Annotated in this window: 25 protein-coding genes and 3 riboswitches; of the genes, 19 read left to right on the top strand and 6 right to left on the bottom strand. The window is 40.7% G+C overall.

From position 1 onward, the window contains the following. Positions 1 to 67: 67 nt before the first annotated feature. Positions 68 to 532, top strand: a complete 465-nt coding sequence (locus JJ692_RS14690; RefSeq protein WP_087975546.1) for a MarR family winged helix-turn-helix transcriptional regulator — start codon at positions 68 to 70, stop codon at positions 530 to 532. Between the two features lie 234 nt (positions 533 to 766). On the opposite strand, the gene JJ692_RS14685 is transcribed toward JJ692_RS14690, so the two are convergent. Further along, the gene (locus JJ692_RS14685; RefSeq protein ID WP_151039387.1) at positions 767 to 3187 is read right to left on the bottom strand and encodes a bifunctional diguanylate cyclase/phosphodiesterase; all 2421 of its coding nucleotides are present in this window, start codon (positions 3185 to 3187) and stop codon (positions 767 to 769) included. A gap of 246 nt (positions 3188 to 3433) precedes the next feature. Here JJ692_RS14685 and JJ692_RS14680 point away from each other — a divergent pair, with 246 nt between their 5' ends. The 4 genes from JJ692_RS14680 (at position 3434) to JJ692_RS14665 (ending at position 7265) form a co-directional block, all read left to right on the top strand. Beyond that, positions 3434 to 4048, top strand: coding sequence for a DedA family protein (locus JJ692_RS14680; protein WP_133743894.1), 615 nt, complete (start codon positions 3434 to 3436; stop codon positions 4046 to 4048). A 77-nt stretch (positions 4049 to 4125) separates the two neighbouring features. Continuing rightward, a riboswitch (yybP-ykoY riboswitch) is annotated at positions 4126 to 4296 on the top strand. Between the two features lie 31 nt (positions 4297 to 4327). Beyond that, positions 4328 to 5119 (top strand): TerC family protein, encoded by a 792-nt coding sequence (locus JJ692_RS14675; RefSeq protein WP_025092318.1) that lies wholly within the window; start codon positions 4328 to 4330, stop codon positions 5117 to 5119. A 215-nt stretch (positions 5120 to 5334) separates the two neighbouring features. Continuing rightward, positions 5335 to 6090: an RNA polymerase sigma factor SigI gene (gene sigI, locus JJ692_RS14670; RefSeq protein WP_003210952.1), complete on the top strand. Its 756-nt coding sequence runs from the start codon at positions 5335 to 5337 to the stop codon at positions 6088 to 6090. After that, positions 6087 to 7265 (top strand): anti-sigma factor domain-containing protein, encoded by a 1179-nt coding sequence (locus tag JJ692_RS14665; protein WP_185854362.1) that lies wholly within the window; start codon positions 6087 to 6089, stop codon positions 7263 to 7265. The genes sigI and JJ692_RS14665 overlap by 4 nt, the downstream gene beginning before the upstream one ends. 38 nt (positions 7266 to 7303) lie before the next feature. On the opposite strand, the gene JJ692_RS14660 is transcribed toward JJ692_RS14665, so the two are convergent. Beyond that, on the bottom strand, positions 7304 to 7498 hold the full coding sequence (locus JJ692_RS14660) for an alpha/beta-type small acid-soluble spore protein (protein WP_024424662.1): 195 nt from the start codon (positions 7496 to 7498) through the stop codon (positions 7304 to 7306). Between the two features lie 124 nt (positions 7499 to 7622). After that, positions 7623 to 8339: a DUF1836 domain-containing protein gene (locus tag JJ692_RS14655; protein ID WP_024424663.1), complete on the bottom strand. Its 717-nt coding sequence runs from the start codon at positions 8337 to 8339 to the stop codon at positions 7623 to 7625. Positions 8340 to 8617: 278 nt separating this feature from the next. Between JJ692_RS14655 and htpX the strand changes: the two genes are divergently transcribed. From htpX to JJ692_RS14630, 5 genes are all read left to right on the top strand, one after another. Further along, a complete protein-coding gene (htpX, locus tag JJ692_RS14650) occupies positions 8618 to 9517 on the top strand; it encodes a protease HtpX (protein ID WP_024424664.1) in 900 nt (299 codons plus the stop codon). Between the two features lie 144 nt (positions 9518 to 9661). Further along, positions 9662 to 11008: a TrkH family potassium uptake protein gene (locus tag JJ692_RS14645; RefSeq protein ID WP_080696318.1), complete on the top strand. Its 1347-nt coding sequence runs from the start codon at positions 9662 to 9664 to the stop codon at positions 11006 to 11008. Between the two features lie 97 nt (positions 11009 to 11105). Further along, on the top strand, positions 11106 to 11624 hold the full coding sequence (locus JJ692_RS14640) for a DUF421 domain-containing protein (protein ID WP_024424666.1): 519 nt from the start codon (positions 11106 to 11108) through the stop codon (positions 11622 to 11624). 6 nt (positions 11625 to 11630) lie between these two features. Then, the gene (locus JJ692_RS14635; RefSeq protein ID WP_087975542.1) at positions 11631 to 11795 is read left to right on the top strand and encodes a hypothetical protein; all 165 of its coding nucleotides are present in this window, start codon (positions 11631 to 11633) and stop codon (positions 11793 to 11795) included. Beyond that, positions 11788 to 11961 (top strand): hypothetical protein, encoded by a 174-nt coding sequence (locus tag JJ692_RS14630; RefSeq protein WP_166644678.1) that lies wholly within the window; start codon positions 11788 to 11790, stop codon positions 11959 to 11961. The genes JJ692_RS14635 and JJ692_RS14630 overlap by 8 nt, the downstream gene beginning before the upstream one ends. A gap of 28 nt (positions 11962 to 11989) precedes the next feature. On the opposite strand, the gene JJ692_RS14625 is transcribed toward JJ692_RS14630, so the two are convergent. Then, the gene (locus JJ692_RS14625) at positions 11990 to 13009 is read right to left on the bottom strand and encodes an acyltransferase family protein (protein WP_041116436.1); all 1020 of its coding nucleotides are present in this window, start codon (positions 13007 to 13009) and stop codon (positions 11990 to 11992) included. Positions 13010 to 13302: 293 nt separating this feature from the next. Here JJ692_RS14625 and JJ692_RS14620 point away from each other — a divergent pair, with 293 nt between their 5' ends. The 3 genes from JJ692_RS14620 (at position 13303) to JJ692_RS14610 (ending at position 16233) form a co-directional block, all read left to right on the top strand. After that, positions 13303 to 15513, top strand: a complete 2211-nt coding sequence (locus JJ692_RS14620) for a PAS domain-containing sensor histidine kinase (RefSeq protein ID WP_024424668.1) — start codon at positions 13303 to 13305, stop codon at positions 15511 to 15513. Between the two features lies 1 nt (position 15514). After that, on the top strand, positions 15515 to 16006 hold the full coding sequence (locus JJ692_RS14615) for a methylated-DNA--[protein]-cysteine S-methyltransferase (RefSeq protein ID WP_024424669.1): 492 nt from the start codon (positions 15515 to 15517) through the stop codon (positions 16004 to 16006). A gap of 89 nt (positions 16007 to 16095) precedes the next feature. After that, on the top strand, positions 16096 to 16233 hold the full coding sequence (locus tag JJ692_RS14610) for a hypothetical protein (RefSeq protein WP_162860203.1): 138 nt from the start codon (positions 16096 to 16098) through the stop codon (positions 16231 to 16233). 24 nt (positions 16234 to 16257) lie between these two features. Here JJ692_RS14610 and mtnA read toward each other — a convergent pair whose 3' ends face one another. Both mtnA and mtnK read right to left on the bottom strand, forming a co-directional pair. Next, positions 16258 to 17319 (bottom strand): S-methyl-5-thioribose-1-phosphate isomerase, encoded by a 1062-nt coding sequence (gene mtnA / locus JJ692_RS14605; protein WP_073204948.1) that lies wholly within the window; start codon positions 17317 to 17319, stop codon positions 16258 to 16260. Between the two features lie 6 nt (positions 17320 to 17325). Further along, the gene (mtnK, locus tag JJ692_RS14600) at positions 17326 to 18519 is read right to left on the bottom strand and encodes an S-methyl-5-thioribose kinase (RefSeq protein WP_024424671.1); all 1194 of its coding nucleotides are present in this window, start codon (positions 18517 to 18519) and stop codon (positions 17326 to 17328) included. Positions 18520 to 18599: 80 nt separating this feature from the next. Further along, positions 18600 to 18757, bottom strand: a riboswitch (SAM riboswitch). 164 nt (positions 18758 to 18921) lie between these two features. Here mtnK and JJ692_RS14595 point away from each other — a divergent pair. The 6 genes from JJ692_RS14595 (at position 18922) to JJ692_RS14570 (ending at position 23968) form a co-directional block, all read left to right on the top strand. Then, positions 18922 to 20112 carry a pyridoxal phosphate-dependent aminotransferase gene (locus JJ692_RS14595; RefSeq protein WP_073204950.1) on the top strand — a complete coding sequence of 397 codons (1191 nt, stop codon included), beginning with the start codon at positions 18922 to 18924 and terminating at the stop codon, positions 20110 to 20112. A gap of 44 nt (positions 20113 to 20156) precedes the next feature. Next, positions 20157 to 20258: riboswitch (SAM riboswitch) on the top strand. Between the two features lie 102 nt (positions 20259 to 20360). Then, entirely contained in the window at positions 20361 to 21581 is a 1221-nt protein-coding gene (mtnW, locus tag JJ692_RS14590) for a 2,3-diketo-5-methylthiopentyl-1-phosphate enolase (RefSeq protein ID WP_073204952.1), read from the top strand. Further along, on the top strand, positions 21581 to 22276 hold the full coding sequence (locus tag JJ692_RS14585; protein ID WP_061109754.1) for a 2-hydroxy-3-keto-5-methylthiopentenyl-1-phosphate phosphatase: 696 nt from the start codon (positions 21581 to 21583) through the stop codon (positions 22274 to 22276). Before mtnW ends, JJ692_RS14585 begins: the two co-directional genes overlap by 1 nt. Next, the gene (locus JJ692_RS14580) at positions 22240 to 22878 is read left to right on the top strand and encodes a methylthioribulose 1-phosphate dehydratase (protein WP_025092328.1); all 639 of its coding nucleotides are present in this window, start codon (positions 22240 to 22242) and stop codon (positions 22876 to 22878) included. Before JJ692_RS14585 ends, JJ692_RS14580 begins: the two co-directional genes overlap by 37 nt. A 16-nt stretch (positions 22879 to 22894) precedes the next feature. After that, positions 22895 to 23425, top strand: coding sequence for a 1,2-dihydroxy-3-keto-5-methylthiopentene dioxygenase (locus JJ692_RS14575; RefSeq protein WP_073204954.1), 531 nt, complete (start codon positions 22895 to 22897; stop codon positions 23423 to 23425). Between the two features lie 300 nt (positions 23426 to 23725). Next, positions 23726 to 23968 (top strand): aspartyl-phosphate phosphatase Spo0E family protein, encoded by a 243-nt coding sequence (locus tag JJ692_RS14570; RefSeq protein WP_024424676.1) that lies wholly within the window; start codon positions 23726 to 23728, stop codon positions 23966 to 23968. The last annotated feature ends 33 nt before the right edge of the window (positions 23969 to 24001 follow it).

Genomic DNA, 24001 nt, shown 5'->3' with positions numbered 1-24001 from the left:
TACGAAAGGCTCCAACTGCACCGCAAGACAGCCTTGAAGTTAAAAAAATATTATAAGAGGTAGATATGTGATGAGACTATCGTTTAATGAAGAAGAAGTAGAACGCTCAATGACGCTTTACAAGGTTTTTGCAAGAGCATTTAAAAGCGTTTCAGAACACAGTATTAGAGACAGCAAAGAGCATGGGTTTAATCCAACTGAATTTGCCGTTCTTGAATTACTGTACACAAGAGGTGCTCAAAAGCTTCAGCAAATCGGCTCAAGACTCCTGCTTGTCAGCGGGAATGTGACGTACGTAATTGACAAATTAGAACGAAATGGTTTCATTGAAAGAGAACAGGACCCCAAGGATAAACGGTCGGTTTATGCCCATTTAACGGAAAAAGGGCGAAGCTATCTTGACAAGATTTATCCGATCCACTCTCTTCGGATTGCGCGTGCATTCTCTGGTCTGACACGTGAAGAGCAAGAGCAATTGATTAGTCTATTGAAAAAAGCAGGTATTCACAGTCAGCATTTATTATTTAGATAAAACGAAAAGGTGCCAATAATGGCACCTTTTAAATTGTTGACAAAGGGCTAAAGTGATCTTTATTTTAGCCCTTTGTCTTCTTCTCAGCTCAGCGTGACAGAAAACCTTTGAAGTCTAGGAAGGACGAGTACCGGAGCGGAGCGAATTGAGCATTCGTGAGCACCGGCACGCAGGACTGACACCGAATGCGAGGGTTTGTCTGCACGCTGGAAGGTGCCCTCATTGGCACCTTTTTTATGTGTCAAGCAGCGCCGGATAGGCGATGAATTTTTCAATATCGCTTGCTGGCAGCGGTTTGGCATAATAAAACCCCTGCAGGTCGTCACAGCCCTGGGCAGATAATAGCTGAGCCTGTGCAAACGTTTCAACACCTTCTGCTATCACTTCGAGAGATAACTGGTGTCCCATCGCTATAATAGCCCCTGTAATCTGTTCAGACTTTGAATCACTTAAAATATCCTCAATAAAGGATTTATCAATTTTCAGTCGATGAATCGGTAAATCCTTTAAATAGCTTAATGAGCTGTGGCCTGTACCGAAATCATCAATACTAATGCGGACGCCAAGCTGTTTTAGCGATGTTAACACCTGTTTTGATTGCTTGATATTGTCCATTGTCATACTTTCTGTGACTTCAAGCTCCAAGAGTGACGGTTTCAGGTCGTATTTTTTCAGTGTGAGCTTGATCAAATCAATTAAGTCTTCAGAATTGAATTGTTTCGCAGATAAATTGACAGCCACAGGAATCTTCAGCCCATCGTCATACCACATTTTTGCCTGCTTGCCAGCCGTATCAATGACCCATCTGCCAATATCAATGATCAGACCTGATTCCTCTGCCAGCTCAATAAAAGCCTCAGGTGATTTTAAGGAACCATCTGGTGCCTTCATTCTCAAAAGGGCTTCAACCCCAGTCATCTTTCTTGTTTTGGCACTGACTTGCGGCTGGTAGTGAAGGACAAATTGCTCTCTTTGAATGGCATCCCTCAGCTCCAGCTCCCGGTTTAACCTGTCCTCACTTAATCTTTCCATGGATTCGGTAAAGAACTCATAACGGCTTTGCTTATGTTTTTTGGATAAATACATGGCCATATCGGCTTTTCTCATCAGCTCCATCCCGTCTTTGCCATTTTGCGGAGAGATGGCGATCCCAATGCTGATCGATGTAATGAGCTGATGGTTCTGGATGAAAAAAGGACGTTCAAATTGATGGATGATATTTTTAGAAAATTGTTCGACTTTATGTGTATCATGATCCATGTGGGGAAAGATCATTAAAAATTCATCACCGCCAAGTCTTGCGATAAAGCCATTGTCCGGTAAACATTGTGTCAGTCTATTTGCGGCAGCTTTCAGCAGTAAATCTCCGATGTTATGCCCAAGTGCATCATTAATAATTTTAAAACGATTTAAGTCAAGAAACAGAACCGCTGTTGATGTTTTTGACTTTTCTTGAGCGGAGAGAACATCATTTAAATGATTGATGCCGTGGCGGCGGTTAGGAAGCTCTGTTAGTGCATCATAATGTGCCATCACATGAATTTCTTTTTCTGCAATCCGCTGCTGCGTTAAATCTTTTAAAACAAGATAAATGCTGTCGAGTGAATTGTTCACATGAACAGGTATGTAAGTGACATGATAATAATAAAAACGATCTGCTGCTTTCAGTTCTGCTTCGCGTGTGATAGCTTTTTTTGACTGAGAAATAAATTCTTCCCACAACTCAGTCGGCATCACATATTGGCTGACATCATCACCAATCTTAGAATTGCACAACTCTAAGATTTGTTTACCAGAGTCATTTGCAGAAAGAACCTTTCGATCGACAGATAACACGATAATGCCGTCTATATTATGTTTGATAAGCGATTGAAACCGCTGTTCATTTTCTTTCAGCTGATCTGACTGCGTCATGATCCGGTGATCAATATAGGCACCAAAAATCATCAGTGTTTGGACTATAAGTGTCATTAAGCCGACAAAAATCGACAGACTGAATGGCGACATTTCAAGAGATCCACCTATAGCAGCCTGTCCATTTGAATGATAAAACATGGTAGAGGCAGCCATACCAGTATAATGCATACCGGCTATAGCACCGCCCATCAACATTGAACCAAGACCCTTTAAAAGATAATTCTCCCGTTTACTTTTCGTGCGGTCAACACGAAAGAAGAGTTTCAATGAGAAGTAGGAGGTAATGGCAGCAATGAAAAACGAAAGAAAAAAGAGGACTGGATCATAGCTGATTGAGACATTGGCCATTGATTCCATTCCAAGATAATGCATGCTGCAAATAGCTGAACCCATGGTGATTGAACTAATGAGCAGCCGTCTTCTAGAGAGCTGCTTTTGAATGCATATTGAAAAAGCGATCAAGGATCCGATAAATGAGGCCAAAATCGATAAAATCAGTAAGTATGTATCATATGTGATGCCAACACGCATTTGAAATGCCATCATGCCAATAAAATGCATCGACCATATCCCCATTCCCATGATCATTGCACCAATGAGCAGCCATACCTTTTTCTTTGCACCGCTTGATTGTGCTACCCTGCTGGCTATATGAAGAGCTGAGTAGGAGGCAACAGCGGCGACAGCGATTGACAGAAAGACAAGCCATCCATTGTAGCTTCCTGTTAAATGGGTCATGTAAGAAAACCTCCTGTATCTTAAAACAGACATATACTTAATATATCGGATCGAATGGCTTCTGTGTTCACCTTTCCTTCACTTAAATACAATAATCAACGTTTTTTTCACCCTTCTTTTATAGTAAAATCAAATTTAATGTAAAAAAACGACGAAAAGCGAATCGTTTCTTCGGTTTTATTCGTTTAATATATGGTGTGATTCTAAAAGAGATAGAATCAGTCAAATGATTATGTTTGAAAGGGATTGATAAACATCGAAGATTTTATTATTTCTTTAGCTGATGCCTTTAAGAACTTGTCATACTTTGGCATCTTCCTCGCATTATGCATTGAATTTGTACCTGCTGAAGTGGTTTTGCCTCTTGCGGGTTACTGGGTCTCAGAAGGGGACATGGCTTTTATCGGTGTTGTGGCGGCCGGCTCTATTGGCGGCGTGGCTGGCCCTTTGACCTTGTACTGGTTAGGACGTTACGGCGGCAGACCCTTTTTAAATAAATATGGAAAGTACTTTTTTATAAAACCTGAGGCGCTTGATAAATCGGATGCTTTTTTTGAAAAGCATGGCGGATTCGTCGCATTCAGCGGCCGGTTCATACCAGGAGTCAGAACGTTGATCTCCATCCCGTGCGGTATTGCCAAGATGAATGTGTGGGTCTTTTGCCTGTATACGTTTTTGGCAATTACACCAATTACGTTTGTGTATGTGTATCTTGGGTTTATGCTTGGGGAGAACTGGAAAGAGGTTGGCGCCATGATAGATCCTTATCTTTTACCAATTGGGATCGGTGTTGTGTTATTGTTTGTTCTCTACTTATTGCTAAAACGAAGAAAAAGAAAAACAGAAACGCCAACTGCCTAATCAATGGATCGAAGTGAAAGTCACCTGTTGACAATCGAGTGTCTATTGATTATGATATAAGTAATCTAAATATTCTAAATCCCGCCAAAGGGGAGTAGCGTCCGGTTTTTACCGGAAACAAAGTCGTCATTACATGGACTGATGTTCATCGGCTTTGTTGGCATGATTCTACATATCACATGTCTAGCAAGACCTTTGCCATTACAGGCAAAGGTCTTTTTTGCATTCATAAGCCTTTGTCTGTTGTGGGACAATAGATAAAAACAAGGAGGAATGATGATGGATGCAGCTATTATTTTAGAGTACGGGTGGGTTCTGCTCGTACTGATTGGATTAGAAGGGATTTTAGCAGCTGATAACGCGCTGGTCATGGCCGTGATGGTCAAACACCTTCCTGAAAAACAAAGAAAAAAGGCATTGTTTTACGGACTTGCAGGTGCGTTTGTCATGCGGTTTGGTTCTCTGTTTCTTATTTCGTTTTTAGTGGATGTGTGGCAAGTTCAAGCCATTGGTGCAATTTATCTTCTTTATATTTCCATTCACCATATTTTAAAATCGCACGTATTTAAGAAAAAGGAAACTGAAACAAATGTGAAACAAAGCGGCTTCTGGGCAACAGTCGTGAAAGTAGAGCTTGCTGACATTGCTTTTGCTGTAGATTCCATTTTAGCGGCCGTCGCTTTAGCTGTGACACTGCCAAAAACAAGTCTTCCGCAAATCGGTGGACTCGATGGCGGTCAATTTATTGTCATTCTTTTAGGCGGTATCATTGGTCTTGTTATTATGCGATTTGCAGCAACGGTCTTTGTGAAACTGCTCAAAACAAGACCGAGCCTAGAAACAGCAGCATTTGTCATTGTCGGATGGGTGGGTGTGAAGCTCACGCTTTATACACTGTCACATCCAGCTATTGGGGTCGTATCGTCTCATTTTATTCATTCAGCATTATGGAAAGTCATTTTCTGGACAGTGCTTCTCGCAATTGCAGCATTTGGCTGGTTTTTATCAAGTCCATCAAGAAAAGGCGGGCAGGAAAACGAGGAGAAGCAAGAGGCACGCCTGGGAGAGTAGGTTTTTTGAAAGAAATATCATTTCATTTTCATAACACGTATATTACAAATAAGGGGGAGATACCCCCTTATTTCTTTGCTTTTAGACGAAACATTGTAAAGTAGATGGTGACATACATGTCATAATTGAGTAACAGGAAATGAATTCCTCATTTCTTCCTTTGCGCTTCCCTCATAAATTAGCTATCATAAATGAGTAATATAGGGAGAACTGAGGTGAAACCATTGCTTAGCCTTTTGTTTAAAAAAGGAAAGAAAAAGCAAACATTAGAGCAGTCGGCTATCAGTATTCAACAAGGTGATATCGAACTGCAAAATGCATTAATAGAGCAATACAAACCATTTGTCGCTAAGACGGTTTCATCCGTTTGTAAACGATATATAGATGAAAAAGATGATGAATTCAGCATAGGCTTAATCGCCTTTAATGAAGCGATAGAAAAATACTCTGCCGAAAAAGGAAACTCACTGCTTGCTTTCGCAGAATTAATTATTAAAAGAAAAGTGATTGACTATATTCGAAAAGAAGCAAGAAATGCGCCAACGGTTCAAATGGACCTGCAAGAAAGTGAGAACGGCGAATACTCTCAAAGCATGATTGAAGCCGAGCTCTCTGCAAATGAATATAGGCGTTTAATTGAACAAGAACATAGAAGAGAAGAGATTGAACATTTTAAAGAACGATTGAAAGTATACGGTCTCACGTTTCAAGAGCTGCTTGAGCATTCACCAAAGCATGCAGATGCCAGGCAAAATGCCATTAAAGTAGCCCATACACTCGTTGAACACGATGAGCTGAGAACCATTTTATTTCAGAAAAAACAATTGCCCGTCAAACAGCTGGAAAAGCTAGTGGAAGTCAGCCGCAAAACGATTGAGAGAAATAGAAAATATATCATTGCGATGGCGATCATTATGACAGGTGATTATGTGTATTTGAAAGATTACCTTAAAGGGGTGCTTAATTCATGAGAAGAGGCATTATAGTAGAGAAAAACAAAAAATATGTCACGCTGCTGACCCCTGATGGACAATTTCTGCGGACAAAATATGAAGAGCAAAACTATGAAATCGGCCAAGAAGTGACATTTCCGAATGAATCACGTCTCGAAAGAAAAAGAGCCGGTTTTTTTGACCTGCTTCGTTTACGTCCGTTAAATGCAGGAATCCTATCGATAGCAGCGATTATTGTCGTAATTTTTACTATGATGCCATCTTTCTCAAGTCAAAAAGCATATGCGTATATGACAATTGATATTAATCCAAGCTTTGAGCTGAAGCTTGATCATAATTATCAAGTGATCGGTGTCACACCGCTGAATAAAGATGCAAAGCAAGTACTGGCGAGTATGAAGGATTTAGAAAAAAACGACATGACCAAAGTCGTGCAGGAAATTATAGATGACTGTGACAAAAAAGGATATGTGAACCATTCTAAAAGTATTTATATTTCAACCGTTTATGAAAACAAGCAGGACAATACATATAAAACAAACGTAAAAAGCAAAATTAACACCATTTCTGGTGAATATCAAAAACGCAATTATAAGCTGGAAACTGTGGAAAGTGACATGGAAACAAGAGAAAAGGCTCAAAAGGCAGGCATTTCAACAGGAACATATATTAGAAATCAAGAAATGCAAGATCAAGAACATGAAGACATCAAAAAGGATGAAGACGGAGCAGATAACGATGCTGTGAAGGAAGAAGATCCTAAGAAACATGATGAAGAACAAGCAGATAAAGACAAACAAGAAGACGTAAAGACAGACGATAGCGAAGAGATGCAGCCAGATCAAGAGGCTCCTGAAGCTGAGGACAAAGAGCAGAAGGAGGCAGAGAGGGAAGAGCAAGGATCTGTTCAAAAGCCTCAAAAACCTGATGATGCAAGCAAAGACAACAAGATAAAGGAAGAAAAGGATCATTCTTTCGATAAAGAGCAAAAAAAAAATCAATCAACCGATCCTGATGAAAGAAGACACTGGAACGGCACATCACGTGGTGATGCGGAAAAACATGCAAAAAAAAACGGCAGGGATCAGAACAATCCATCCGCTGAACAAAAAAGAGAACATGCGAAGCAAAAAGGGAAAGGTGCACCGTTTCCTTATCGCGAGAACCGGCATGAGCACACATATGAACAATAAAAAACGCCAGATTAGCTCCGGCGTATTTCACCATGTCTTTATTTAGATTGATTGCCCATTTGTGATTGAGCCTGTTGAACGAGTCTTTTTGTGATTTCACCGCCAACAGAACCGTTTGCACGTGAGACTGTATCTGAACCGAGAGTGACGCCAAATTCTTGAGCGATCTCGTATTTAAATTGATCTAAAGCTTGTTCTACTCCAGGAACAAGAAGTTGATTTCGATTTGCCATGTTCATATTCCTCCTTTCACCTCATGTTTGTTGCGCCTTCTTATTTTGAAAAAAAAGCCGTACATTTATGCTGGCAATTGCTGTACAAAAAAACCGAGATGATGAAGGTCACCTCGGTTCTTATTTATCCCTTATTCAGCTGCAGCGTATTATACATCATTTCTTGAGCTGTACTTTGCAAATGAGAAGTAAATACAGAGAAGACGGTAGAACTGATAATTCCTTTAATCAAATTCCATTGGCTCTTCGTCAATTCTGTAAACTCGTCATGGAGTTTGTCTGTCTGCTCCTCAGTTATTTCTCGTAAATTTGTTTCCTTTAATGGAAATTGTGTATGGTGATAAATAAAATCAAGGACGTGCGCATATGCTTCATAAAAACGGATTGGACTAATAATATCATCTGTTCGATCTGTGATGGTGTTAAATAAGGCAGATAAGATCATACGAATGCTATCGAAGTCAAAAACTGATTTTAAATCCCTGACAATTAATAAAATAACGACCTGATCAATAGAGTACTTCTTGCCAAGCTCTGGATGGCCAATCATATCTTTAATATCACGTTTGATCCAATTTTGAATCGCCGTCGATTTAAGAGAAGTCAGCTCACACAAGTTGCCAAGCTCAACAATTTCATTTGTAGAAAGGCCATGCTCTGATTTTTGCTTCCGCCGTTCAAGCTTCTCAAAAAAAGACGGGATCTTTAATTCATCATAGTCATGATCCTTGCCATTTTTTACAGATAGTTTCAAAAGCTGAAGCGGAGTCAGATCTCCCTCTCCTTTTAGAGAATACAGAAGTCTTGTCATGTCAATTCTCGTTAATTTAAAAGTAACCATGTTCCACCTCATTTGTACGTCAAAACGTGATTATTGATCTAATTCAACATCATAGTCTCTTTTTGATGAAAATGCAAAATAAACTCAAATTCAAACCTGCGCGTCACAATTTGTTCACTTTTCTGCTGGGGCGAATGTCGTAAATATTGATGTGATGGGGCTTTAGCCGTTATGATAAACAGAGAAAGTGATTCCTTTTTCCTTGCAATTTGAGACGTTTATTTTTATAATTTTATTAATAAGTTCATTTGAACTTAATATGACAGCGGAGGTTATGTATGGGTAAGAGAATATTTCTGTTTATATTAACGAACATTCTTGTTATCACTACGATTGGTATTGTACTGTCGGTTATTAGTGCAGCAACTGGTGTTGGTTCTTATATAGGAGCAGACGGAAGACTTAATATCCTTTATCTTCTTGTATTCAGTGCAGTTGTTGGTTTTGTTGGCTCGTTTATGTCACTTGCAATGTCTCGCTGGATGGCAAAAATGATGATGGGTGTACGTGTGTTAAATCCAGAAAAGGATTCATTAACATATGATGAGCAGCAGCTTGTTGACCGCGTGCACAGACTTTCAAGAGCAGCAGGCCTTTCTAAAATGCCTGAGGTTGGTATTTATCAATCATCTGAAGTCAATGCATTTGCAACAGGTCCTTCTAAGAGAAGATCACTTGTTGCGGTATCAACTGGATTGCTTCATGAAATGGATGATGCAGCAGTTGAAGGTGTAATCGCCCACGAAGTCGCTCACGTTGCGAATGGTGATATGGTGACGATGACGCTGCTTCAAGGAATCGTCAACACGTTCGTTGTGTTCCTTTCAAGAATTGCGGCATGGATCGCAAGCCGTTTTGTTTCACGTGAAGAGCTTGTGCCGATTGTTCACTTTATCGCTGTGATTGTTTTCCAAATCATTTTCTCTATCCTAGGAAGCCTTGTCGTGTTTGCATATTCTAGACACCGTGAATTCCATGCAGACCGCGGCGGAGCCGACCTTGCAGGTAAAGATAAAATGATTCATGCGCTTCGTTCACTTGAGGCGTACACGTCAAGAATCAAAGATGATGATCAAACAGCAGTCGCTACGCTGAAAATCAGCGGTAAACGAAAAGCTTCTCTTTTCTCAACACACCCTGATTTGAACGAAAGAATCAGAAGACTAGAAGCAAAATAAGAAAGACGAAAAGACATTCTTTAACAGGATGTCTTTTTCTTTTTGATGAAAAAGAAAATAAAGCATAAAATAGCATTAAAATCATGTCTCTTTTCATTAAAATGATAAAGGTATTCGAAAAGATAGATAAAAGAAGGAATGACAATGAATCCTATAAAAAAGCTAATTGACCGGCTGTCAGCGTTTCAGTTGATTGCCCTTTATTATTTTCTTGCTGTGACCGTATCGTTTATTCTTCTCAGCCTTCCAGTGGCTCATCAAGAGGGAGTCAAATGGACATTCATTGATGCCTTATTTACAGCGGTGAGTGCTGTAAGTGTCACAGGACTGACTGTTGTCGACACCTCACAAACATTTAGTGTGACAGGGATGTGGATCCTTGCGTTTGTTCTGCAAATTGGAGGCATCGGCATCATGACGCTCGGTACCTTCGTATGGCTTGTCATGCGAAAAAGAATTGGAATTAAAGAAAGAAAGCTCATCATGGCAGATCAAAATCAAAGCAATTTATCAGGAATTGTGAAACTAATGAAGCAGGTTTTATATTTAATTTTGCTGATTGAGTTTGTCGGCGGGCTGATTTTAAGCATGTATTTTCTCAAATATTACGATGTGCAAGGAGCTTTCTTACATGGCTTCTTTTCGAGTATTAGTGCGACAACCAATGGTGGCTTCGATATTACAGGGAGTTCTCTTATCCCTTACAAAGATGATTATTTCGTCCAGTTTATTACGATGCTGCTGATCATCTTTGGAGCGATTGGCTTTCCTGTGCTTGTGGAAGTAAAGGATTATTTGTTCAATCAGGACCGTAAGCACGCATCGTTCTCGTTGTTTACAAAAATTACAACACTCACGTTCGGCGGCCTTGTCGTTGTTGGAGCGATTGGAATCTATGCACTTGAAGCAGGGTTTAGCTTTGTAGGGAAAAGTTGGCACGAAATTTTGTTCTATTCTTTGTTTCAATCGACTGCAACAAGAAGCGGGGGGCTGACAACGTTAGATATTACGCAGCTGACGGAACCGACGCTTTTATTTTTATGTATGCTCATGTTTATCGGGGCTTCCCCAAGCTCTGTGGGGGGCGGAATTCGGACAACTACGTTTGCCCTTAATTTACTCGCATTGTTTCATTATGCTAGGGGAAATAAGTCCATAAAAATCTTCAAGAGGGAGCTTCATCAAGCGGATATTAATAAATCCCTTATGGTGACCATGATGGCCTTTATTTTGGTTTTTGGCGCTACGTTCCTGTTATCCTTAACAGAGCATAATACACTTCTTGAAAATTTATTTGAAGTTTGCTCTGCTTTCGGAACAACGGGGCTGTCGCTTGGGATCACCTCAGATCTCACTGTGTTTGGTAAATGTATTATCATGGTGGTCATGTTTATTGGCCGGATCGGCATTCCAAGCTTTTTATATTTAATAGGCCGGAGAGAAAGCGAAGCAAATTATCATTATCCGAAAGAGCGCGTCATTATTGGTTAAACAGCATTCCATTTGAATGCTGTTTTTTTATTTCCATTATCTAACTGGCTAAATCATATGGGATGTTCGCAATCTATAGGTAAGAGGTGAACGAGACGTGCTGGATGTATTATGGAAAGCAATTGTCATGCTGCTAGTTGGTACCTTGCTGCTGAGAATAGCAGGGCCTAAATCCATTAGTCAATTAACTGTACAACAAACAGTGATTATGATTTCAATCGGATCGATTATTATCCAACCCTTTATTGAGCATAATTTACTTGAAACCATTTATGCAGCTACCATCTTTATTGTGGCACTTGTCATTATGGAAAAGCTGTCAATTCAATCGGATTTTTTTGAAAAATTGCTTTCAGGAAAATCGGTTGTGATTTTACAGGATGGCGAAATGCTTGATCATAAGCTGAAGAAAACAAGGCTCACAAGGGATCAATTTAAAATGCGTTTAAAGCAGCAAGGCATCACTGACATCAGCTGTCTCAAAAAAGCCACGCTAGAAGCCAATGGACAAATTGGCTATGAGTTAAAACCTGAGGAAAAGCCAGTGACGGTCAAGCAAATGAAAGAACTCCTTGACCAATTAAGAGAAGAACTAAACCTGTCAAAAAAGGACTGAATGCAGATGAAAAGAAAAGCAGCGAAAAATGAAGCATTAACAAATAATATGACGCCGACAGAAAGCATGGCACATGATCAAGGACAAACCCAATTTGACGAACAATCAAGAGATCGTCAGGCAAACCGAAATTCTCATAAAGGAAAACAAGGGGGAGCATCTCGTGACTAAGAAGCATATGAAGAGCAAAGAGATGAAGGACCATAAAAAGCCAATGGACCCAGATATTTTAGAAGAGGAATTTGGCAGTGAGCTTGGAGATATTAACAGCAGCAAATGGATTGATACATTGGTGAAGCCAAAGAAAGATGCTGCATGTCAGCAGAATAAGAAATAGAAAAAAACGATCCATAAAGGATCGTTTTTTATTTGATATAACTGCCTTGCCTGCCGGTGATTGTTCGCATGAGATTGGTCATTTTGAGCTCAATCACTGGCTGTGCAACGGTTTTGACAAAAGTGCTAGACAGGGTAAAGGTTAACAAAATGGTCAGCAGCAATAAAATGAGTACACTTGCTGCATTTAGCGCCCAGTCATCAAACCAAGTGGTTCTTAGCAACTTGATCACAAAGCCATGTAATAAATAAACATATAACGTTCTTGTTCCCCATTTTGTAAAGAAGAAACGGCGTGTTGGAACTAATGCAAAGAAGCTGAATGTAGCGCCAAATGCAAGCAAATACCATGCCATTCGTTTCATCGCCGCAATCATTCCTTCATCTCCAAGAGAAGCATACGACTTTGAGCCAAATAAGAAGGAATAATCAAATTCATAGAAGTAGCAAAACAGAAACACAGCCATTAATACAAAAAGTGCTGCAAGCTTTCCTTTGCTTGTACGGATGAATTCAAAATGCTGCTTTTTTAAATAGAATCCAGCTAAAAACATAGGCAAAAAGACAAACGTACGTGATAAGCTGAGTGTATCGCTGATGCTGTCCACATAACCGACAAGTAATGCAATCGATAAACTGACAATCATCGCCCAGTGGAACGGCAGTTTTGAAAAAGGAATAAGCAGCAAGTTCCAAAAGAATAAACTAATTAAAAACCATAAGGACCATTGCGGATCAATTGGATTTAAATTGGCCATGCTTTGATCCTGTAATAGATAATAGTAAACCGAATAGATCACCTGAAAGATTAAATATGGGATGATCAGCTTAACGGCGACTTTTTTCATAAAGCCTGGTTTTCTAAACCCTTTTGCAAAAAAGCCAGAAACTAAAATAAAGGCGGGCATGTGAAAGGTATAAATAAACTTGTATAAATAGAGCATCCAGTCATTATCATGAATGAATGATCGTAACAAATGACCAAAAACAACTAGAAAAATCAGAAGGAATTTCGCATTATCAAAATAACTATCTCGTGAGGATGCCATAACATCACCTTTCCTGCTCGATTTCGAACATAAATGTTCTAAGTGCACTGTTCCCTTATTTGCCTCATTCTAAAATACATTTTCGCTTAATTCGCTATTTGATGTGAAATTGTAGAACGGTTGTAAAAGAAGCGTAAGAAAAGTGAATTGTTATACAATCCTGTCATCCAAATGAAATAAATGAGACAGTCTTCGTGTAAAAAGTTATCTTTTTTTATGAGTCGAATGAAGGAACAATGAAAATATTGTAGAAATATTGTAGAGGAATGAGGCTGGAAAAGGAGTGTAAGAGAATGACTGAAACGCTCGATGGCAATAGGTTAACCCCTGCGGGAGATATCAGAAAATTAGAAAAAGAGAACGAATATTTGCGAACTGAGTTGATGCAGCAAAAAATGCTGTTAAATAAGACGCTAGATGCCATTTTTATATTTGATCAGCACCTCAACATCATCCAAGCCAACGAAGCAACATGCAGGCTTGTCCAGACACCGAAAGAAGACCTCCTCAATAAATCCGTTCTAGATTTCCTATACGGCATCCCGAAAGATAAAGTTGAATGCTCACTCGATCTATTTTTTCGAAAAGGTACGTTAAAAAGAGAAATCTCCATTCAGCTGGAAAATGGCGAAACAAAATACATTGAATTTGTCGCAGAGCACGACACCATGAATCAGCAGTATATAGTGGTCATGCGAGATATTTCATCAAAGAAAATATTAGAACGAGAGCGCTCCATGAATGAGCAGCTGTTCAAAGATTTGTTTGACCGAGCTATTGACGGGATGGTCATTTTTGATCAGGATGGCTGTATGATTGATGCGAATCATTCTTTTTGTCAGAGCTTTGAGCTGCAAAAGACTGATTTAACCGATCGCTATTTACATGAATTTGTCGAAGAAGAAAATCTTCCCGCCTTGCAGCATCTTTTAACGTCACTTAAAGAAACAGGGAAAGCAAAAGGGGAGCTTCCTGTTACCCTTCAATCTGGCCAGCAAAAACTATTTGAACTCACCATCACATCAAATGTGATGAGTGGTTTTTATATGTCCATCATGCGGGATATTACAGAAAAAAGACTGATGGAAGAGAAGCTGTTAAAAAGTGAAGAACGTTTTAGAGAAATTTTCGAAAATGCAATGGATGCCATCATCATATGGGCGGACGATGGAGAGATTGTGAAAGCCAATGAATCAGCCTGCCGAATTTTTGAATTACCTATGCACTCGCTGATTGGCAAAAAACTTACCGACTTTCTCGTCAAATCTGATAAGAGATATAGACCAACAAGAAGACGCTATATCCGGAATCATGAAATAAGGGAAGAGCTATTGTTCAAAATGGCAAATGGACAGTATAAAGAGCTTGAGTTTACATCAAAGCATGCGGTATTAGAAGGACAGCACTTAACCATTTTACGTAATGTAAGTGATCGAAAAAGAATGGAGCAGGAGCTGCGCGAAAGTGAGCTCAAATTCCGCAAAGTATTTAATGGATCAATGGACGGCATTGTTCTTTTTGATAATCAATACCGAATCATTGAAGTCAATCCATCTGCCAGCGAGCTGCTTCAATTGAAGGACGATCATTTAACAGAAATGAATCTTTTCCACATCCTTGCCCCTTATCAAATAGAAAATTTAGCTCAGCCTGCCGAGGCGATGTCATTAGATGAAATGGATAATGAAGTTCCGTTTGTACTGAACCATCCAGATCAGCGTATCCTGGAATTCTCTTTTAAACGCAACATTATCCATAATATGAATTTGGCGATCTTTAGAGATGTGACAGAGCGGAAGGAATTAGAAGAGCGGGTGAGAAAATCAGATACCCTTCATGTGGTCGGAGAGCTTGCCGCTGGAATTGCTCATGAAATTAGAAACCCGATGACAGCCTTAAAAGGCTTCATTCAGCTGTTAAAAGGAAATATAGAAGGGGAGTATTCGCTCTATTTCAATGTCATCACATCAGAGCTGAAAAGAATTGAATCCATCATCACCGAATTTTTGATTTTAGCGAAACCGCAAGCCATTGTATATGAAGAAAAAAATGTGGTGCAGATTGTGAAAGACACGATGGATCTTCTGCACGCACAGGCGAATCTTGGCAATGTTCAAATGCATCTCAATGTGCTGGATGAGATTCCGCTCATTTATTGTGAACAAAACCAATTAAAGCAGGTCTTTATTAACATTTTAAAAAATGCAATTGAAGTCATGCCGCGCAAAGGAAATGTCTATGTGAGCATTCAGCGGAAGGGCGAGGAGCATATTGTCATTTCACTGCGTGATGAAGGCTGCGGAATGGCAGAGGATAAGCTAAAGCGTCTAGGTGAGCCTTTTTATACAACGAAAGAAAGAGGAACTGGACTTGGCTTAATGGTTAGTTATAAAATTATTGAAGAGCATCAAGGAACCATTGAGGTAGAAAGTGAGGAAGGCGTAGGAACCGTCTTTCATCTCACGCTGCCACTTAGGCAGCAGAAACAAGAAGGAGAGCAGTAACGTGTATTATACCGTCTATCACGCACCCATCGGGGAATTATACATACTAGAAAAGGATGGTGCCATCATCGAGGTGATGTTTGATGATGAACCGTTTTTAGCAAAAAAGCAGACAGCGAATCTAAAGCAAGCAGATACGCCTGTCTTACAAGAAGCGAAAAAGCAGCTAGATGAATATTTCAAGGGTGAGCGTCAAGTATTCGATCTCCCGCTTAAGCAAACAGGTTCTCCGTTCCAAGAGCAGGTGTGGGGAGCATTGTCGGCCATACCATATGGTGAATCAAAAAGCTATGCAGACATTGCAGAAGCGATTGGCAATCCAAAGGCTGTAAGAGCCATCGGACAAGCTAACAGACGAAATGCATTACCTATTTTTATCCCATGTCACAGGGTGATTGGAAAAGACCGGTCTTTGACGGGCTATGCAGGATCGAAGACAGACATGAAAGCGGTCCTCCTTGAATTAGAAGGCATCCCATTTGTTCAAAAATAAATCGATTGACCTGTTCCAAATGTTTGTCAAGCGACATATCCTTTTATTAAGCTAAAAAAGTTGGCCGAGGGAAAAAGGAGGGCGCTGGCATGTTTTGGGGCAAAAAAGGTAAAATGTATGCCGTTACATCACTATGTGTCAAAATGAACGTTTTGACAGAAGAACAAAAAAAAGAAATCTTAACAAAAACGAATCAAGAAACAAAAAAGCGCGGTGCTCTTAAATGACAAGAACACGGCGCTTTTTTGCGATCATTGAGAGATGCTTTCGGCGAAAAGAGCATCAATCTCTTCTGCATAGTTTGATGTGATAATTCCCTTTTCTGTAATGATGCCTGAAATAAGATGATGAGGAGTGACATCAAAGGCGGGATTGAATACCTGAACATCAGGCGGTGCAATGGGGACGCCGTTTAATTCCTTTACTTCCAGCGGGTCGCGCTCTTCAATTGGAATATCTGACCCGTCGCGGGTGGATACATCAAAGGTTGAAAGCGGTGCTGCTACAAAAAACGGAATGTGAAAATGCTTGGCTAGAACGGCTAGACCTAACGTTCCAATCTTATTTGCTGTATCTCCATTACGGGCGATACGGTCAGCTCCAACAATGACAGCAGAAATTTGCTTTTCCTTCATCGTATGGGCTGCCATGTTATCTGTAATGAGCGTCACATCCACGCCGCCTTGCATAAGCTCCCATGTTGTCAGACGAGCGCCTTGAAGAACAGGACGTGTTTCACATGCATAAATGTGAAGATCAAGATTTTTCTTTTTGGCTAAATAAAAGGGAGCAAGGGCTGTTCCGTACCGGCTTGTTGCGATGGAACCTGCATTACAAATGGTCATGATACGGTCACCTGATTTAAAGAGCTGAAGAGCATTTTGACCGATTTGTCTGCATGTTTCTTCATCTTCAATTTGAATTTGAATGGCTTCATGGACAAGGTCTGTTTTGGCTGCATTCACTGATGCTGCACGCTGAATACGCTGCAGCAGCCGGTCTAATGCCCAGGCGAGGTTCACAGCGGTTGGACGAGCACTGTTTAAATATTCTTTGATTCGAATGACTTCTTGTTTAAACACATCCATTTCTTCTGTCTCAATGGCTTGCGCACTAAGCGCCAGCCCAAAAGCTGCTGTAATGCCAATCGCAGGCGCTCCGCGTACTTTTAATGACACAATCGCATCATACACATCTTCTTTCGTATATAAATGCTCAAATACGGTTTCGGCCGGTAATTTTTGCTGATTTAAAATGTGAATACGGTTTTCTTCCCATTCGACAGAACGGGGGACTTCAAATTCTTTTGACAAAACCCGTCACTCCTTTACAGATGGCTGGAATAATGCGACGAGATCAGACGCTGTTTCCACTGTATGATATTGTTTGATAAATGTTTTTCCAAGTGTCAGTGCGGCTTTTTTCTGCTGAATCCGTCTAGTTGGTGATGGAATCGCATCAAGATCAGCGGCATGAGCAAGACCGATTGTTCGGCGGACAAGCTCACAGCCGGCAAAGCCTGTCGCTTCTTTTAAAATCCGGTCAAAGGTTGTTTCTAAAAAGCTGTCCGATACACTAAACGCTTCAATGCTGTCCTCTTTCCAAGCTTTTGTGAACACTTCTTTGAATGTTGCCCATACATTGACGACATGGTCAAAAAGGTGCTGCTGCTCGTGTTCATTCTCGCGAGATAAAGCATTCAGGAACAGATTGGCGATAAAGTGGCCGATATCGAATCCAAAGGGACCGTAAAACGCGAATTCTGGATCAATGATTTTCGTTTCAGTCTCATTTGCAAAAATACTGCCTGTATGAAGATCTCCATGAACCAATGTTTCAGCTGATGTCAGGAAGATACGCTTCAATTCCGCTGCTTTGGCTTGCAGCTCAAGATCTGCCCAAAGCGCTTCTGCTGATTCTCTTAATTCTTCTTCGAAGTCATTTGTTTCACTATCAAAGAAAGGGTCTGTGAAGACGAGTTTTTCTGTAATATCACACAGGTCAGGGTTCGTAAATTGCTTCACAAATTGTTTTTTGATTTTAGGATTTGTAGCAAAATCAGATGTGTAAAAAAGTGTTTTTCCTAAAAATTCTCCAACATGATCAGATAAATGCGGATATTGTTTTCCGGCAATTAGCCCTTTTCTGACGATTTCTAAGTGAGAGAGATCCTCCATGGCTGTCACTGCAAGAGCTGTATCTGAATAATAGACTGCTGGTACGAGGTGCGGCGCATATTCTGACTGCTTGATCAGGGCGGCACTTTCAATTCTTGCCCGGTCTAATGTAAGCGGCCAGCTCTCCCCAACCACCTTTGCATAAGGCAGCGCCTGCTTGATGATCAATCCTTTTTCTTGTTTGTGATCATAAATATGAAAGACGTAATTTAAATTTCCGTCACCAATTTCAGTACATGTCAAATGACTGCTTTCTTGGATCAAGCCAAGTCTAATTGCGAGTGCAACTGCCGAGCTTTCTGTTAGTTCTTCATATGATGCCGTAAGTGTAACCAATTGCTTCCCCTCCAAATCATATAAAAAAGCCTCTTTCTCCTGAGAGAAAGAGGCTTGATGGTGTGTATGCTCAAAGCCTCTCTTATCTCTCAGCACATACGTCTGATGGAATTAGCACCGTGCCCTATAAGACAATTGTCTTGGCGCGTTACTTGCTGCGCCCCACTTCACAGTGGTATTAACGGTCGGTTGCTGTTGGGGTCAAAAGGCCAAATCCCTCGCCCAACTCTCGATAAGAGAAATCAATATGTAATTGTTTCGTGTCTGTTTGCATTTCTTAATTCAAGATATTATCAGAGCGTTGCTTTACATGTCAATCTTTTTTCAAAATTGCTTTACAATTCATAAAACAATCCATTACAGTGATTGTATTGTCACGTAACTTGAATAGAAGGTGAAGAAATGGAATTCCAGCAATCAGATGTGTTGAAACAATTACCGAAACAATTTTTTGCGTCCCTTGTCCAAAAGGTGCAGAAAAAAGTGCAGGAAGGGGCAGATATCATTAATTTGGGACAGGGAAATCCTGATCAGCCAACTCCTCCGCACATTGTAAAAGCCATGCAGGAAGCGGTAGCAAAACCTGAAAATCATCAATACTCCTCATTCCGTGGAACAGCGAAATTAAAAAAGGCTGCTGCCGCTTTTTATGAAAGAGAATATGGCGTCACACTTGATCCAAAGACGGAAATTGCGATTTTATTTGGCGGGAAAGCAGGGCTTGTTGAGCTGCCGCAATGCCTGCTGAATCCGGGTGATACGCTTCTTGTCCCTGATCCTGGCTATCCTGATTATTGGTCAGGCGCTGTGCTTGCTGGAGCGCATATGGTAACCATGCCACTTCTTGAAAAAAATGATTTTTTACCTGACTACGATTTGCTGCCTGAAGATGCTAAGAAAAAGGCAAAATTAATGTACTTAAATTACCCCAACAATCCGACGGGGGCTACGGCAAGCCGTTCATTTTTTGAAGAAACCGTTACATTTGCGAAAGATCACAAGCTATGTGTTGTCCATGATTTTGCATATGGCGGCATTGGATTTGATGGAGAAAAGCCGCTCAGCTTTCTGCAAATAGAGGGAGCGAAAGAGACGGGAATAGAAATTTACACCTTGTCTAAAACGTACAATATGGCAGGGTGGAGAGTAGGATTTGCAGCCGGAAATTCGTCTGTTATTGAAGCCATTGAGCTTTATCAGGATCATCTGTTTGTCTCCCTGTTTAAAGCCACTCAAGATGCAGCAGCGGAAGCGCTATTAAGCGATCAAACTTGCGTACAGGTGCAAAATGATCGATATGAGAAAAGGCGGAATGTATGGATTGCTGCCTGCAAAGAAATTGGCTGGGAAGTCAGTGCACCAAAGGGATCATTTTTTGCTTGGTTAAAGGTGCCGGAAGGATATACATCTGAAGCCTTTTCTGACTTATTATTAGAGAAGGCACATGTTGTGGTTGCGCCAGGTAATGGCTTTGGTGATCACGGTGAAGGGTACGTGAGAGCAGGGCTTCTAACAAGTGAGGAGCGGTTACAAGAAGCTGCTCAGCGCATCGCTGCCTTGAATCTGTTTGAAAAAAAGCCATTGACAACATAAAAAAATGGTGCGATAATTCAGGCAATATTTAAGAAAATTGAATATTCTTATCAAGAGTAGGCAGAGGGACTAGCCCAATGAAGCCCGGCAACCGACTTCCATGAAGCACGGTGCTAATTCTTGCAGCAAGCGCTGAGAGATAAGATTCGGATGAATGACACGAAACAACCTCTTTAAGGCGCTCAAGAAGCACTTGAAGAGGTTTTTTTATTGAACATATGCATGACGCAATCGAAAGGGGATTCCTAGTGAGTGAATTACTGGCAACATACGTATTAACACATCGAGAGGATGAACAAATAAATCGAAAAGCGGAGCAGATCGCGCTTGGTTTAACAGTGGGATCATGGACGGATTTGCCGCAGCTCAAAAAGGAGCAGCTTCAAAAGCATAAAGGCCGAGTTGAAAAAGTATTAGAAAAAGCTGCTCCAGCCGAAAATGGTCTTTATCAATCAGAGGTGACGATTGCTTATCCTGAGGCAAACTTTTCAGCTGATTTACCAGCAGTTTTCACGACGATTTTTGGAAAGCTTTCACTAGATGGAAAAGTGAAGCTAGTCGATATCCAATTTTCTGAAGAATTTAAAAAAAGCCTGCCAGGACCTGTATTTGGAATTGATGGCATTCGAAAAAAGGTAAATGTGTTTGATCGTCCATTATTGATGAGTATTTTTAAAGGCGTTATCGGCCGTGATATGCAGGATTTAAAAGAGCAGCTCCGTTTACAGGCATTAGGCGGGGTTGACTTCATCAAAGACGATGAAATTTTATTTGAAAGTCCATTAGCTCCTTTTGAAGAGCGAATCAAAGAAGGAAAAGCGATTTTAAAAGAAACCTATGAAGAGACAGGACACCGCACACTGTATGCTGTCAATTTAACGGGCAGAACCTTTGACCTGAAGGATCGGGCGAGAAAGGCCGCTGAACTTGGGGCAGATGCGCTCTTATTCAATGTCTTTGCTTACGGCCTGGATGTTATGCAAAGCCTAGCTGAGGACCCAAACATTCCACTGCCGATTATGGCGCATCCCGCTGTGAGTGGTGCTTTGACATCCTCTCCTGAATATGGATTCTCGCATTCTCTTCTTTTAGGCAAATTAAATCGATATGCTGGCGCTGATTTGAGCCTTTTCCCCTCACCTTATGGGTCGGTTGCACTTCCGAAAAAAGATGCCCTTGGAATCTATGAAGCTTGCGTGAAAGAGGATACGGTTCAAAAAACATTCCCTGTCCCGTCAGCAGGCATTCATCCAGGAATGGTTCCAGTATTGATCAAAGATTTTGGAATTGATCATGTGATAAATGCAGGCGGAGGCATTCACGGACATCCGCGGGGAGCCATCGGCGGAGGGAAGGCATTTCGTTCGATCATTGATGCCGTGATTCATGAAGAGTCCATCCAAGATAAGGCGGCTTCCTGCCAAGACTTAAAAGCGGCACTTGATCTTTGGGGAAGGGTAGCAGAATAATGAAAAAACCAATTGTGTGTTGTGATTTTGATGGAACAATTACAAAAAATGATAATATCATCCGCATCATGAAACAGTTTGCACCAAGTGAATGGACGAAGTTGAAGGATGGTGTCCTGTCAAAGGAAATCACCATTCAAGAAGGCGTCGGGCAAATGTTTCAATTACTGACAAGTGATCAGAAGGATGCCATTCAATCATTTATTTTAGAGGATACAGAGATTCGAGAAGGATTTAAGCAATTTGTGGATGAGGTAAAAAAAGCAGATATTCCTTTCTATGTACTTAGCGGGGGGATGGACTTTTTTGTCTACCCTATCCTCGAAGGCATTGTCGATCGAGACGATATTTATTGCAACCATGCATCATTTGGGGAAGACCATATTCAGATTGAATGGCCGCATGCCTGTGATACGCAATGTCAAAATGGCTGCGGATGCTGCAAGCCCTCAATCATTCGAAAGCTGACTCATGAGGATGACTTCATCATCATGATCGGAGATTCAGTGACTGATGTGGAGGCGGCGAAGCATGCGGATCTTACGTTTGCGCGAGACTACTTACTCAATGAATGTCAAGAGCTCGGGCTCGTACATAAGGAGTATGACACATTTATTGATCTACACGCGCAATTTGTTCAAATAAAGGAAGTGAAGGAATGGCAGACGCAAAGAGCAAACGCTGGCAGGAGCTAGCAGACGTTAAACGTGAACTGGCCCAAAGAGATTGGTTTTTCGGAACAAGCGGTAATTTATCGATCAAGGTGTCGGATGATCCAATCACGTTTTTGGTGACGGCAAGCGGCAAAGATAAACGAAAAGAAACAAACGAAGATTTTGTGCTAGTAAATGCAGCAGGCCAGCCCCATCATCCGAACGAACCGCTTAGACCATCAGCTGAAACACTGCTTCACACGTACGTGTATGAACGGACGAAAGCAGGCTGCTGCCTCCATGTCCATACAATCGATAATAATGTGATGTCAGAGCTGTATGGGGATAAGGGAGAGATTCGTTTTAAAGGCAACGAAATCATCAAAGCGCTTGGTTATTGGGAAGAGGATGCAGAAGTGTCGATTCCGATTATTGAAAATCCAGCTCATATTCCGCAGCTTGCAGAGCAATTTGCCAAACATCTGACACTAGAGGCGTCATCTGGTGCTGTACTTATTCGCAATCATGGCATCACGGTCTGGGGAGAAACAGCCTTTGAAGCAAAACGAGTATTAGAAGCATATGAATTTTTATTTAGCTATCACTTAAAATTAGCGCTTTATCAACAGCAGCTTGTAAGATAAAAAGGAGGAAAAGCACATGACGACGATTTTGATTCATAACCAAGAGAACACATTACTTGAGAACGAACAAGAGGTAGCATCATATTTAGAAAACCAAGGGGTCATTTATGAGCACTGGGATATTGAAAAGCTGCCAAACCGTTTATCAGAAAAGTATGATTTAACTGATGAGGAAAAGGAAGAGATTTTGACTGTTTTCCAAAAGGAAATCCAAAGTATTTCTGAAAAAAGAGGGTACAAAGCGCAGGATGTTATTTCATTGTCTGATGCCACTCCAAATCTTGATGAGCTGCTCCAAAACTTTAAACGTGAGCATCACCATACAGATGATGAAGTACGCTTTATTGTGAGCGGGCACGGAATCTTTGCTATTCAAGGCAAGGATGGCGTCTTTTTTGATGTGAGATTGAATCCAGGTGATTTAATTTCTGTGCCGCCAAACATTCGTCATTACTTTACACTTCAAGAGGATCGCAAAGTGGTCGCAGTTCGCATATTTGTCACAACTGAGGGCTGGGTGCCGATTTACGAGGAAGAAACGGTTTAATGATAGAGCTGATCATTCCGCATGAGGCGGAAGATCAGCTTTTTTTTAGGAAATTAGACATAAAATGAGAAAGAAAATAGTTGATTTTGATCTTCTGCATAGGATAAAATTCTGTTTAATCAATGTGTCAGTCCTGTCCAAATTTGAAGTTTACCCCCAAATTTGATTGGGTAAAAGGTCTTTAGGCTGTAAAAAATTAAATAAAATAAGCATATTTAATTTAATTTACAAATAAAGTATAATTTTTGTGTCGGATCATTTTGAGCATAGACAGTCGAATTCATTGCGGGAGCTGAGATCATGAATATTTATGTAAGGAAAGAACAATTGCTGATGTCCATTGATGAGAAGAGAAAACAAATGGTAGAAGCTGCTCAAGTGGAAGGGTACACTGGTGAGAAGACAATTAAATATAGTCAAGAACTGGACAACCTGATGAATGAGTATCAGCATCTTCTTTTTCATGAGAAACAATCTGCCCCCTCCTTTCATGATCTTGTGTCTCAAATGAGTCTTTTATCTGTGAACCGCCCCTCTTATTGACATGAAAAACCGGTCTTGCATAAGCAAAACCGG

It is taken from the genome of Bacillus sp. 3a, from assembly GCF_017161885.1.
GTDB classification, from domain to species: domain Bacteria; phylum Bacillota; class Bacilli; order Bacillales; family Bacillaceae; genus Bacillus; species Bacillus safensis.
The sequence above is the reverse complement of the archived record's forward strand: the minus strand, read 5'-3'. Positions and strand labels throughout refer to the sequence as shown.